Origin of the sequence: Clostridium sp. AT4, assembly GCF_001517625.2 — a bacterium.
Classification (GTDB): domain Bacteria; phylum Bacillota; class Clostridia; order Lachnospirales; family Lachnospiraceae; genus Enterocloster.
Window position 1 is genome coordinate 20,652 of sequence record NZ_LN999828.1, and the last position, 13,772, is coordinate 34,423.

Consider the following 13,772-nt stretch of genomic DNA (forward strand, 5'->3'; position numbering starts at 1 on the left):
ATGGAACGGTTGCTGATTAAAAATATTCGGTACCTTTATTGTATGGATGAAGAGGATACATTTCTGGAGAATGCAGACATTTATATAGAAGGAAATGTGATCAAAAAAATCGGGACGAAGCTGGATGTGCCTGCTGATGGGGTAAAAGTGATAGACGGAACTGGGAAGCTGGCACTTCCTGGATTTATCAATACCCATCATCATTTTTATCAGAATATTACCAGAAATATTCCGATCATGCAGAAGGGAAATCTTTTGGGCTGGCTTCTTTACTCATACGGAGCATGGGAAAATATGGAAGAAGAGGACGTAAAGGCGGCAGCACGTCTGGCTACAGCAGAGCTCCTGATGACAGGGTGTACCACATCTATGGACTTTATGTATTTCTTCCCCCATGGAAAACATGATTTAATGGATGCAGAATTTGAGGCCGTAAAAGAGCTGGGACTGCGGTTTCACGGATTCCGTGGCTGTATGCCTGTAATGGAGGGAAACCTGCCTGCAGAAATGAAGGAAAGGCTGGGGATTGATGCCGGGAGTCTGGTGGAGTCCTATGATGATATTCTGGATTCATGTGACAGAACCTTCCAAAAATACCATGATGACAGCCGTTTTTCCATGAGCCGCGTAGGCGTAGGCCCTACTACTGTGGTATTTGAGAATCCGGAATTTATGAAAGAATTGAAGAAGATGGCAGATAATCGCGGCGGTTTGTGTCATACTCATCTTCATCCAAGACCAGATGAGATCAAAAAGTGTGGAGAGCTGTATAATTGCAGACCTCATCAGTGGTTGGAGAAAATCGGCTGGATCGATAAAAATGTATCTTTTGCCCATATCAGCCGTCATAATGCAGAAGAACTGGATATTGTAGCGAGAAACGGCGCGTCTGTGACCCAGTCGCCGTCCTGTCATATGAGACTGGGATACCCGATTGCTCCGGCACTGGAAGCGAGAGACCGGGGGATTCCCGTAAGTATCGGTGTAGACGGCGGAGCCAGCAACGACAGCGGAGATATGCTGGGAGAGCTGAGAACCATGCTTTATGTTCACCGGATTGACGGCGGACATCCAGGCTATGGACCAGAGCGGTGGATCAATGCAAAAGAAGTATTTGAGATGGCAACGGTAAACGGTGCAAAATGTCTGAACAGGGATGACATTGGTATGCTGAAAGAGGGGATGGCAGCCGATCTTGTACTGTTTTCCATGATACAGCCGGGGTATGCCGGAGCATTGACAGATCCAAGGGGAGCACTGCTGTACTGTGGAAATAATCATCTGGCAGACACAACCATCGTGAATGGAAATGTGTTAATCGAGAATGGCATATTCCTGGCAGGAGATTTAAATCAGATTGTAGAGGATGCCAATCGTTCAACAGCAAGGATATTAAAGCTTGTGAAGGATAAGACAGGCATTGACTATCGTATGGAGGCGTAGGCGTCATGGAGACAGGCAGAAACAGAACAGAGACAGTGCGGTTTCCTAAGCGGATTGGTATGATCGTTCCTTCCTCTAATACTGTAGTAGAACCAATATGCAGCCGTATTTTTTTCGGTATGGAGGATGTAGTTACCGTTCATTATTCCAGACTGGAGGTCGTAAATGTTTCTCTGGATGATAACTCTACCAGACAATTTGCTGTGGATACGATGCTTCGGGCAGCCGATCAGCTTGCTCAGGCCAAGGTAGATGCGATTATCTGGAACGGAACGGCAGGAAGCTGGCTGGGAATTGAGCGTGACAGAGAGATGTGCCAGAAGATTGAAGAAAAAACCAAGATTCCCATGAGCACAGCGTCTTTGGGGCTGGTAGGAAGTTATCAGGATTTTGATATAAAGCGTCTGCATCTTGTGACACCTTATATTAAAGAAATGAATGACGCAATTATTCGGGAGTATGAGAAGCTGGGGCTTACAGCAGCAGGAGTGACCGGCCTTGGAATCACGGAAAATACAGAGATAGGCAGTGTCACGAAGGAACAGCTGGAGACCCTGTGCTGCAGCACAGGCGCAGGCCATGGCGAGGGGATTGCAGTTGTCTGTACGAACCTGGCTGCTGCCTGGAGAGCGGACTTGATCGAAAAACGGTCAGGAGCGGTTGTGTTTGATTCCGTAACCGCAGCTGTTCGGGAAGCATTGAAGTTGTGTGGGTTAGAAAAATTGTCCTTCCAGGGATGGGGAAAGCTGCTGGACGTATAAGCTAAGATGGAGGAAACAACTATGGCATTAAATATGGAAACAAATTATTGTGGATTCCGCTGTGAAAATCCATTTATTCTGGCTTCTTCTCCCGTTAGTGCGACAGGAGAGATGATCTGCAGAGCATTTGAAGAAGGATGGGCTGGAGCAGTTACAAAAAGCATCTCTTTTCTTCAGGATGAGCTGAATTTAAGCTTGTCTCCCAGAATGCTTCCTATTTCTGCTTCCGGAGCAAAAGGCGTTACCGGCATGGGGAATATCGATTTTGTTATGGACAAGTGTGTAGACGCAGCATTTGCAGACTTTGCGAAAGTGAAGGAACGGTATCCGGAAAAGATGCTGATTATCAGTGTAAAGGCTCAATATGTAGAAGCGGATTGGAAAACGCTGGCCAGAAAGGCCCAGAATGCCGGAGCAGATGCGTTGGAGCTTTGTCTGTCCTGTATTGACAGCGAAGCAGGCGTGATGATCTGCCAGGAGAAAGAGCTGATGCAGCAGGTAATTCGCTGGGTAAAAGAAGAAGTTCAGATTCCAGTGATAGCCAAACTGTCAATTCATGTCAATGATATTGGAAAAATGGCTCTGTATGCGGCTGAAGCCGGAGCAGATGCGGTGACCGGAATCAATTCTATTCATGGAATCGGTCCTCTGAATCCGGAAAGTATGGTACATATTCCAGATATAATGGGACAAAGTGCGCCCATGGGATTGTCTGGAGCGTTCATTAAACCTATGGCTCAGCATTGTATTTATAAAATGGCTCTTGCTGCAAAAGAAAAGCCGTTTGGTATTTCAGCAGTTGGAGGAATCACAGATGGAAAGGATGCATTAGAGTATCTGTGTCTGGGCGCTGACACACTGCAGAGCGCAACAGCAGTTATGTATAAAGGCTATGGCATAATCAGGCAGATGATTTCTTATCTGGAAAAATTTATGATGGAAAAAGGATATCAGTCTCTGGATGAGTTCCGTGGATATTCTTTGAATCACATGGCTTCTGCGGCAAGAAATCTGTCTTTAAAGCAGCAGCTGGTAGCTTTAGTGGATCCAGATAAATGTATTGGGTGCGGGAAATGTGCTGTCTCCTGCAGTGACGGCGGAAAGCAGGCAATTCAGCTGGAGACCAGTCCAAGAAAAGCTTTGGTCTGCACGGAGAAATGTACGGGATGCGGACTTTGCCAAATCGTGTGTCCTACAGGTGCGATTCAGATGGTACCCACAGAGCGATAAGTGAAGGAAAAAGGAGAAAAATGGAATGAGGAAATTCAAGCGAATATTCTTGATCGTTATGGATTCTTTTGGTGCGGGAAATGCTCATGACGCAAAAGCATATGGAGATGAAGGCGCCGATACGATGGGACATATTGCAGAATATGTGGGCCAGTGGAACATTCCAAACCTTCAGAAGCTGGGACTTGCTAATCTCCATCCGCTGAAAGGAGTAGAGCCGGCTGTAAAACCGTTAGGCTACTACGCCTTGCTGAATGAAAAAAGCCGTGGAAAGGACACCATGACCGGACATTGGGAGATGATGGGAATTCAGACTGCAAAACCGTTTGTCACATTTTCAGAGACAGGGTTTCCAGAGGAACTGGTTAAAGAATTAGAACAGCGTACCGGTCATAAAGTGATTGGAAATAAGAATTCCAGTGGAACAGAGATTCTGGATGAACTGGCAGAAGAAGAGATTGCTACCGGTCATATGATCGTATATACTTCAGCTGATTCTGTGCTTCAGATTTGCGGAAATGAAGAAACATTTGATCTGGAAGAACTTTACCGCTGCTGTGAAATTGCCAGAGAAATTACACTTAAAGATGAGTGGAAGGTGGGCCGTGTGATAGCCAGGCCTTATGTGGGAAAGAAACGCGGAGAATTTAAGCGTACCAGTAATCGAAAGGATTATGCTTTAAAGCCTTCCGGAAAAACAGCTTTGGACGCATTGAAGGAGAATGGTCTGTCAGTGATTGCTGTGGGAAAGATCCATGATATTTTTGATGGTGAAGGAATCACACAAACGTATCATTCAGACAGCTCTGTTCATGGAATGCAGCAGACAGCGGATATTATGGAACATAGTGAATTTGAAGGATTATGTTTTGTGAATCTGGTAGATTTTGATGCAGTATGGGGGCATCGCAGAAACCCGGAAGGATATGCAAAAGAAGTGGAGCAGTTTGATGAAAAGCTGGGAGAATTGCTGGAACGGATGGGAGATGAGGATCTGCTGATGATTACGGCAGATCATGGAAATGACCCGACTTATCAGGGAACTGATCATACCAGAGAACAGGTACCGCTGCTTCTTTATGCAAAAGATCTGAAGGGTGCAGGAACATTAAATGAGGCAGATTCTTTTGCGGCAATAGGGGCTACGATTGCAGAAAATTTCAATGTAAGGATGCCGGATGGAACCATTGGAGAATCAATGCTGGATCAGATTCAATAGATCTATTTTAAAAGGTTTAGGAGTGAGTATACAAATAGAGATGCTCACTCCTTTTTATTATGATTTTTCATACATTTGGGACTAGCCGTCACATCAGTGTACTGATACAATACATTTAAGACAAAGACAGTAAAAAGAATGAAAAGATCAGGAGTTTTGAAAGATGCAGTCAAACCATGAAATTGTAGTGCCAAATGAAGATTTACCCTTTAAGATGTTTTTATTTGAAGGGGAGAAGGGGAATTATTTCCGGGATAAGCACTGGCATCGCTCCATTGAAATTTTTATGGTGTTTGAGGGTCATTTAAAATTCTATTTGAATGATTTGGAACAGAAGCTGAATCCAGGTGAGTTTGTTCTGGTGAATTCAAATGAGATACATGCCATTGATTCACCGGAGCCAAACAAAACAGTAGTGATACAGATTCCATTAAAAACATTTTCTGATTACTTTACCGGGGAGCAGTACATTCGATTTACACATGAATCAAAAAAGCAGGATGTTCAGGTCGTGGATCTGATCCGGGAAATGTTTGCTGCATACGGGAAAAAAGAGACGGGATATGATATGCGGGTAAAAAGCGGATATTATATGCTGTTATATCTGCTTGTTTCTGTTTACCGTGAATTGGACGTAAAAGATGAATTGCTGAAACAAAACAGAAAATTAAATAAACTTACTCCCATTACGAATTATATGAAAGAACATTATCAGGAGGAGCTGTCATTGGAAGCGCTGGCTGAGGTGTTTGGATATACTCCTGCATATATTTCAAGAATGTTTCAAAAATATGCAGGCATCAATTATAAGGATTATCTGCAGGGAGTACGTGTAGAATATGCGTTTACGGAACTGAGCCGGACGGAGCATACGGTCAGTGAAGTGGCCTTTCACCATGGATTTCCAAGCAGCAGGGCTTTTGCAAAGGCATTTCAAAAGAAATATGGGATGCTTCCAAGTGAGTATCTGCGGAGAAAAACAGAATCGTCCCATTCATCGGAACAGATATAAAAAAGACAAAAAAGTGCAGTTGTATGGATAAATAAAAGGTCGATAAGATAAAAGGAAGCTGTTATCATGGTCTTAACAGAAAACATTCTAATAAGAAAGGAGACAATGATGCAGATTCAGAATATAAATGAGGAATCATTTAAAAAGTACGGTAAAATTCTGACGGGATATCATGTGGACGGAATCCTGGCAGAAATGGAGCATACGCCTCTGACAAGAGAAGTCATATATGTTCCGTCTGTGGAAGAAATGGAGGCTCTGCCTGATGCAGAGGAGATGAAAAACCGCGGATTTGGCGGCCTTCCAATTCAAATCGGATATTGCAATGGTGATAACAGAAAGCTGAACGGGCTGGAATATCATCGTTCTTCTGAAATTAATATTGCAGTAAACAACCTTGTTCTGCTCCTTGGACGGGAGCAGGATATTGAAGCAGACGGTACATATGACACTTCTCGCGTGGAGGCTTTTTTTGTACTTGCAGGTACGGTGATTGAGGTTTATGCAACAACACTTCACTATGCGCCATGTACGGCAGAGGGTGAAAATGGTTTCCGATGTGTGGTTGTGCTGCCGAAAGGAACGAATACGGAGCTGGATTTTGCAGCAGGGGCAGAGGGAGAGGACAGACTGCTTGCTGCCAAAAACAAATGGCTGATCGCACATGAGGAAGCTGGGATTGTAGGTGCATTCTGCGGCTTAAAGGGTGAAAATGTAACAGTTTAAAATAATAAGAAGGTGGGTACATACAATGAAAAATATGCCAGAATTGAAAATCGGAGTAGTAGCAGTAAGCAGAGATTGTTTTCCGGAGAGTCTATCTGTCAGCAGAAGAGAGGCTTTGATAAAAGCATACAGGGAAAAATATGGGGATAGGGATATTTATGAATGTCCCATTTGTATTGTGGAAAGTGAGATTCATATGGTGCAGGCGCTGGAAGATATCAAGGCTGCTGGCTGCAATGCGCTGGTTGTATATCTTGGAAACTTTGGGCCTGAAATTTCTGAAACACTGCTTGCAAAGCATTTCGACGGACCGAAGATGTTTGTGGCTGCGGCAGAGGAGCGTGGGGACAACTTGATTCAGGGCCGCGGCGATGCTTACTGCGGAATGCTCAATGCAAGCTATAACCTGAAGCTGAGAAATATCAAAGCCTATATTCCGGAGTATCCCATTGGAACCGCCGAAGAATGTGCGGATATGATCGCAGAGTTCCGTCCGGTTGCAAGAGCAGTGATCGCATTGAATGATTTGAAAATTATCAGCTTCGGGCCGCGCCCGTTAAATTTCCTTGCATGCAATGCGCCCATTCAGCAGCTTTACAATTTAGGAGTTGAAATTGAAGAAAATTCAGAGCTGGATCTGTTTGAGGCATTTAACAAGCATGCTGGAGATGAGCGGATCCCGGCGGTTGTGAAGGAAATGGAAGAGGAGCTTGGCGCCGGAAATAAGAAGCCGGAGATCCTTGAAAAGCTGGCACAGTATGAGCTTACCTTAAAGGACTGGATTGAGGAGCACAGAGGGTACCGCAAATATGTGGCAATTGCAGGAAAGTGCTGGCCGGCGTTCCAGACACAGTTTGGATTTGTACCCTGCTATGTAAACAGCCGTCTGACCGCTCAGGGGATCCCGGTATCATGTGAGGTAGATATCTACGGTGCTTTGAGTGAATTGATCGGAACCGTTGTCAGCGAAGATGCGGTAACCCTCCTTGATATCAATAATAATGTGCCGGCAGATATGTATAAAGAAGAAATAGAAGGCAAATTCCCATATACTCATAAAGACACCTTTATGGGATTCCACTGTGGAAATACGCCGTCTGAAAAACTGTCCTTCTGTGAAATGAAATATCAGCTGATCATGGCACGTTCTCTTCCGGAAGAGGTGACACAGGGAACCTTAGAGGGAGATATCGCACCGGGAAATATTACATTCTTCCGTCTGCAGAGCACGGCTGACTGTAAGCTCAGAGCCTATATTGCACAGGGAGAGGTTCTTCCTGTTGCAACACGTTCCTTCGGCTCCATTGGTGTATTTGCAATTCCTGAAATGGGAAGATTTTACCGCCATGTGCTGATTGAAAAGAATTTCCCACATCATGGTGCAGTTGCATTTGGAAACCATGGAAAGGCTTTGTTTGAGGTATTTAAGTATATTGGGGTTCCTGTTGAGGAAATCGGTTATAACCAGCCTGCGGGAGTAAGATATCCTACAGAGAATCCGTGGAAATAAAGGGAGAGAAACATGTTATATATAGGCATTGACCTTGGTACATCAGCAGTGAAACTGCTGCTGATGGATCAGGGCGGAACCATTCATAAAATTGTATCAAAGGAATATCCCCTGTATTTTCCTCATCCCGGCTGGTCCGAGCAGAATCCTCAGGACTGGTTTGAAAAAACTATGGAGGGAATGAAAGAGCTGACAGCAGAGTGTGACAGAACACAGATTGCAGGAATCGGATTTGGCGGCCAGATGCACGGACTGGTGGTTCTGGACGAGATGGATCAGGTGATCCGCCCTGCGATTCTCTGGAATGACGGAAGAACAGCGAAGGAAACAGAGTATCTCAATGAAGTAATCGGAAAAGAAGCATTATCTAAATATACAGCAAATATCGCATTTGCAGGCTTTACCGCACCGAAGCTTCTCTGGATGAAAGCAAATGAGCCGGAAAATTTTGCCCGTATCAGCAAAATTATGCTGCCCAAGGATTATCTGGCATATATGCTTACGGGAATCCATTGTACGGATTATTCTGACGCTTCAGGGATGCTGCTTTTGGATGTGGAGCATAAATGCTGGTCCAGAGAAATGATGGATATTTGCGGAGTGAAAGAAGAACAGCTTCCGCAATTGTTTGAAAGCTATGAAGTGGTTGGTTTATTGAAGAAAGAAATTGCAGACAGGCTGGGGCTTACGGAAGCGGTGAGGGTCGTAGCAGGAGCCGGAGACAATGCAGCGGCTGCTGTGGGGACTGGAACCGTCGGAGAGGGAAAATGCAATATTTCACTTGGAACTTCCGGAACTATTTTCATTTCCAGTAAAAAATTCGGAGTGGATGAACACAATGCACTGCATTCCTTTGCTCATGCAGATGGAAGCTTCCATCTGATGGGATGTATGCTCAGTGCTGCTTCCTGCAATAAGTGGTGGATGGATGAAATTTTAAAGACAACAGAGTATGAAAGAGAGCAGGACAGTATTACAAAACTGGGTGAAAATCATGTTTACTATCTGCCCTATTTGATGGGAGAACGTTCGCCTCACAATGATCCCAAAGCAAGAGCCGCTTTTATCGGAATGACCATGGATACAGCAAGAGAGGACATGACGCAGGCTGTTTTGGAAGGTGTGGCATTTGGACTCAGAGATTCTCTGGAAGTGGCCAGAAGTCTGGGGATTCAGATTGAGCGTACCAAAATCTGCGGCGGCGGGGCAAAGAGTCTGCTGTGGAAGAAAATTATCGCGAATGTAATGAATCTGAAGGTCGATGTGATTGAAAGCGAAGAAGGCCCCGGATATGGGGGCGCTATGCTGGCAGCAGTCGGCTGCGGGGAATTTGAAACGGTGGAAGAAGCGGCAGAGAAGCTGGTGAAGATTGTTGATACCGTTGAGCCGGAGACTGGGTTGGTGGAAAAATACGAAAAGCGGTATCAGGTATTTAAGCAGATTTATCCTGCAATGAAGGGATTGTTTCAGTTGGGGATGTAAAAAGGCCCGCGTTCCGTAAAGAGGGCGTGGAATATCAGGGAGTGAGCATAGGAAGGGGGATGCTCACTCCTTTTTATACTAAGAAGCTATATGAATTCAGGTTAGAAAAACTGCAGTTTTAAATTGGTATTCGGAAAGATATGCAAGTCCCCATTCCTTTTTTACTGTTGATTTTTAAATGTGCTTCCGGGCCGTATTTCATAACCAGACGGCTGTTTACATTAGTAAGACCAATGTTGTCGCTGTCGGGATTGTCTATTCTTTTATAGAGTGCTGTGATTGCCTGGCGGTCCATTCCCACACCTGTGTCAATGACGGAAACGATCAGATGATTTTTTCGTCTTACAATACGAAGCTTGATAAAACCTGAATCATCTAAGGGCTTGATGCCGTGGTACAGGCTGTTTTCAATCAGGGGCTGTAAAATCAGCCGCATTATGGGAAGATTTTCAAGGGTTTCTTCGTATTCATAGTACAAAATATATTTGTCTTCATAGCGGCAGCGTTGAATACTGTCATATTTTTTCAGATAGTCAATCTCATCTTTTAAAGTCACCATAGAATGTGGATTCTGGAGGGAATATTTAAGAATATCTGACAGGGCCTGGATCATCTGATTCATGGCTGTGGGTTGCCCGGTATATTCTAACGCCTTGAAATCCAGAGTTTGCAGGGTGTTAAAGAGAAAATGGGGATTGATCTGCAGCTGAAGTGCCTTCATCTCCGCCAATTTCTGTTTCTGATCCTTTAGGGCCAGCTGATTTTTTAGGAAGGTCTGGTTTAAGAACAGCTGGACAATGTTGTTGAGTACCAGATCATACTCATCTCTGAGAAAGTCAGGTTTTTCCTGGCGGAATACACCGCGCTCTGCATCAGAGAATAGATTTACAAAGTAGTCGATTTGCTGAAAATTTTTTCGTGTGATGGTAAAGGCAATCCATAGGGATACAAAAACCATTGCAGCCAGCACCATGAGCAACTGCAGCAGGAGCGGATAAAAATCGCGATAATAATTGGAGTAGCTGATACAGGCGGCAATATAGGTATCACAGTCTGCTGGTATCATTCGAGTATAGCAGGAACCATTGCTGAAAGGAAACCAGCCTTCAAAGGGGGACAGAGAAACAGAGGAGAGCTTATTTGCAAGAAGGCCGCGATCTTCATGGGTAAACTGTTTTGTTTTCCCTGCTTCTAGGAGAAAATTTCCATTCTGATCCAGGATAAAGAAAGAATCTAACTGGGAACTGGTGGTTATCAGTTGTTTGAGCTGTTCCTCATAAATATTGACCATTACTACGCCGCGAAACATATTTAATTTCTTGAAGTAGGTAAGTACAGGAATCGGTTCTGCATAGGAGTATTGGTGCATCTGTCTGCGTTCCAGCCATTGGTCTTTATCCGAAGAGTCATAGGAATCCTTCCAGCTTAAGTCGGAAAACCGGGATAATTTTACAATTCCTCCTGTGTCTGAGGTAAGAATAGAATCATAATCGTCCAGATAATAATATACGGAGGCAATATAAGGGGCATTGTTGGTGAGCGAGGTAAAATTGGAAAGGATGCTGTTGGTAAGAACTACATCCAGATAATTCGCTTTCTCATGAGAAAGGAAATTTCTCAGGGAAATAGAGAGCCTTGGATTGCGCGCCAGAATATCATACTGGGTAGCGGCAGTATCCATAACCAGAGAATAATTGTCCTTGGCCGCCTGAGCGGAGCGCTTTGCATTGGATTGAATCTCCTGTTTCTTTTCCTGAATGACAAAAAATAAAAAGAAAAGAAAAACCATTAAAAGAGGGAGCGTAATAATGGCAAAATAGTAAAAAAAACAGTTAATAAAATTGCGTTTTCTCATGGGAATCAATGTCCTTTATTTTTCGTTGCGTTTTTCCGTAACTCCGCTGCAGTTACGATATTGTGTAGGAGTCATTTTGAAATACTGGTGGAAGGCTCTGGAGAAATTCTTTGGATTATCATATCCTACTCTGTAAGCAATTTCATACTGCTTGAAATGGATGTCCTTTAACATATTGGCAGCATGTTCCATACGGCTTTTGAGAAGATAATCGGAGAAGCTAAGAGCCGAGTGATCTTTCATCAGCCGAGAAAGATAATTGGGGCTTAGAGATACCAGACGGGCCGCCTGCTCTAAGCTGGCAGTTTGGTATTCCTGATCCAGATAGCTGGTAACAGTGTTGATAATTTTTTCGTAGTAACTTAAATTTTCCTCTTCAGGTTGTGCCGGTCCTTTTTCCATGTCCAGAGTTTCCCGGATTCTGGTGAGGCAGTCAGAGAGATCCTCATATTTCACAGGCTTTAAAAGATAATCGGAAACCCCGTTTTTCATGGCTTGACGGGCATAGTTAAAATCCTGATAACCGCTGAAAAATACCATTTTTACGGGCTTTTTTGGCAGAAGCAACCGGGACAGCTCCAGACCATCCATAATGGGCATCCGTATATCGGAGAGAACCAGATCTACTGGATTTTCTATGGCGAAATCCAAGGCCTCTTTTCCATTAGAACAAACTGCAGCGATTTCAAATCCCAGCTGATTCCATGGGAAGAGATTGGCCAGTCCGCTTCGTATTTTCGCTTCGTCGTCTGCAATGATTACTTGGTACATAGATCGTGTCCTTTCTTAAACAAAATGTGTGTTTTGAAAACAAGCTTTTGAAGGAGCTGTATAGCCGAGGTATTGTGTAATTATATTATATAAAATCTTCACAGAAAAATCATCTGTAAAACATTTTTTGAACCATAGATCGTGGTTCAGGAAGAAAAATCATAGAAAATGATACCGATTAGGATGTTTGGTTAAACAGAGATACCTTTTGTTAAGCTTAGTTTCTTAACAGAAGTGTTTTTTTTATGTACAATAAAGGCAGTCAAATGAGGAAGAGACAAAATGTAAACAAAGCGTGAAAGCAAATATGGGAGGTATGGCAACATGAAACATGGAAAAAAGCTTACAGGTCTTGTGATGGCGGGGATAATGACGGCTGGTGTTCTTACAGGTTGTACCAATGAACCGTCGGCAAACACTGCTTCTGATACCAAAACGGAAGATCAGAGTGCGAAGAGTGAGACTGCTTCTCAAGAGCAGATTACACTGCGTTTTATGTGGTGGGGCGGCGATGAGAGAAATGAGGCAACGCTGGCAGTAATTGACCAGTACCAGAAGCTTCATCCCGAGATCAGAATTGAGGCTGAGATGAACTCAGATCAGGGTTACATTGATAAGGTTTCTACCATGCTGGCAAACGGTACTGCACCGGATATTATGCAGCAGAATGTGGATTCTTTGCCGGATTTTGTGTCAAGAGGTGATTTCTTTGTGGATTTTTATGAGTACAAGGATATTTTTGATACATCCGGTTTTGATAAAAACTTTATTGATCAGTTTGGTACATTTGATGGAAAGCTGTTAGCACTTCCAACCGGTATGTCCTGTCTGGCAACTGTGGCTAACACAGAGGCTGCGGATGTCTGTGGTGTGGATCTGTCAAAACAGATCACATGGGAGAGTATGTTAGAGGACGGCAAGAAGCTTCATGCAGAAAATCCAGAGTACTACTATATGAACGTAGATACCCATATTTTATGTGAGTATGTACTGCGGCCTTATCTTCGTCAGAAAACAGGAAATTCCTTTATTATCGACAGTGAAAAGAAGCTTGGATTTACAAGGGATGAACTCGTAGAGGCTCTTACATACATTAAGGATTGCTATGATTGGGGTGTATTTGAGCCTGCTGAGGACAGTGCTACATTTAAAGGACAGATTCATACGAATCCAAAATGGATGAATGGAAAGTTTGTATTCGGTTATGGTGCATCCTCTAACATTAATTTGCTGATGGATGCTATTTCTGAAGCGGAGTGTACGGTTGTGCAGATGCCAATGGCAGATGACCGCATTAATGATGGTTTCTTTGCAGATACGCCACAGTATATGACCGTAAATAAGAATTCGCCCCATGCAAAAGAGGCCGTGGAATTCTTAAACTACTTCTATAATAATGAAACTGCCCAGGAGACATTAAAGGATGTAAGAAGTATTCCGCCAACTACAACTGGCAGAAGCTTATGTGCAGATAAGGGGCTGTTAGATGAGACTGTGGTAAAGGCTGTCGATTTGTCTGCAGGATTAAATGGAAAGAGTGACAAGGGGTATACCACAAGTGCCGAGGTTTACGCGATTCAGGAGGAAATAGTAGAAAGCATTGCTTACGGACAGAGCACTCCTGAAGAGGCAGCGGATAATGCCATTGAACTCTTAAATGATTATCTGAGTGCTTTGGATTAACAGTAAAAAGCAGCAACGGAAATATGAGATAAAAAGGATCTGCAGGCGGCTCGGGTATCATTCCCGGGCCGTTTCAGGGA

11 protein-coding genes are annotated in these 13,772 nt (G+C 43.8%); 9 read left to right on the forward strand and 2 right to left on the reverse strand.

Annotated features, from left to right (window positions below):
* From BN3656_RS06215 to xylB, 8 genes are all read left to right on the forward strand, one after another.
* On the forward strand, positions 1-1,443 hold the full coding sequence (locus BN3656_RS06215) for an amidohydrolase family protein (protein WP_066545357.1): 1,443 nt from the start codon (positions 1-3) through the stop codon (positions 1,441-1,443).
* A 5-nt stretch (positions 1,444-1,448) separates the two neighbouring features.
* Positions 1,449-2,204 (forward strand): aspartate/glutamate racemase family protein, encoded by a 756-nt coding sequence (locus BN3656_RS06220; RefSeq protein WP_066545359.1) that lies wholly within the window; start codon positions 1,449-1,451, stop codon positions 2,202-2,204.
* 21 nt (positions 2,205-2,225) lie between these two features.
* Positions 2,226-3,434: an NAD-dependent dihydropyrimidine dehydrogenase subunit PreA gene (preA, locus tag BN3656_RS06225; protein WP_066545361.1), complete on the forward strand. Its 1,209-nt coding sequence runs from the start codon at positions 2,226-2,228 to the stop codon at positions 3,432-3,434.
* Between the two features lie 25 nt (positions 3,435-3,459).
* Entirely contained in the window at positions 3,460-4,653 is a 1,194-nt protein-coding gene (locus BN3656_RS06230; protein WP_066545362.1) for a phosphopentomutase, read from the forward strand.
* Positions 4,654-4,816: 163 nt separating this feature from the next.
* On the forward strand, positions 4,817-5,665 hold the full coding sequence (locus tag BN3656_RS06235) for an AraC family transcriptional regulator (RefSeq protein WP_066545364.1): 849 nt from the start codon (positions 4,817-4,819) through the stop codon (positions 5,663-5,665).
* A gap of 108 nt (positions 5,666-5,773) precedes the next feature.
* Positions 5,774-6,391, forward strand: a complete 618-nt coding sequence (locus BN3656_RS06240; RefSeq protein ID WP_066546132.1) for a DUF4867 family protein — start codon at positions 5,774-5,776, stop codon at positions 6,389-6,391.
* A gap of 25 nt (positions 6,392-6,416) precedes the next feature.
* Positions 6,417-7,901, forward strand: coding sequence for an L-fucose/L-arabinose isomerase family protein (locus tag BN3656_RS06245; RefSeq protein WP_066545366.1), 1,485 nt, complete (start codon positions 6,417-6,419; stop codon positions 7,899-7,901).
* A 12-nt stretch (positions 7,902-7,913) separates the two neighbouring features.
* Positions 7,914-9,383, forward strand: a complete 1,470-nt coding sequence (xylB, locus tag BN3656_RS06250) for a xylulokinase (protein ID WP_066545368.1) — start codon at positions 7,914-7,916, stop codon at positions 9,381-9,383.
* A gap of 118 nt (positions 9,384-9,501) precedes the next feature.
* Here the strand turns inward: xylB and BN3656_RS06255 are convergent, their stop codons facing one another.
* Entirely contained in the window at positions 9,502-11,238 is a 1,737-nt protein-coding gene (locus tag BN3656_RS06255; RefSeq protein WP_066545369.1) for a sensor histidine kinase, read from the reverse strand.
* A 15-nt stretch (positions 11,239-11,253) separates the two neighbouring features.
* Positions 11,254-12,009 carry a response regulator gene (locus tag BN3656_RS06260; protein ID WP_066545371.1) on the reverse strand — a complete coding sequence of 252 codons (756 nt, stop codon included), beginning with the start codon at positions 12,007-12,009 and terminating at the stop codon, positions 11,254-11,256.
* 324 nt (positions 12,010-12,333) lie between these two features.
* On the opposite strand from BN3656_RS06260, the gene BN3656_RS06265 reads away from it, so the two are divergent.
* The gene (locus tag BN3656_RS06265; RefSeq protein ID WP_066545373.1) at positions 12,334-13,692 is read left to right on the forward strand and encodes an extracellular solute-binding protein; all 1,359 of its coding nucleotides are present in this window, start codon (positions 12,334-12,336) and stop codon (positions 13,690-13,692) included.
* Positions 13,693-13,772 lie beyond the last annotated feature (80 nt).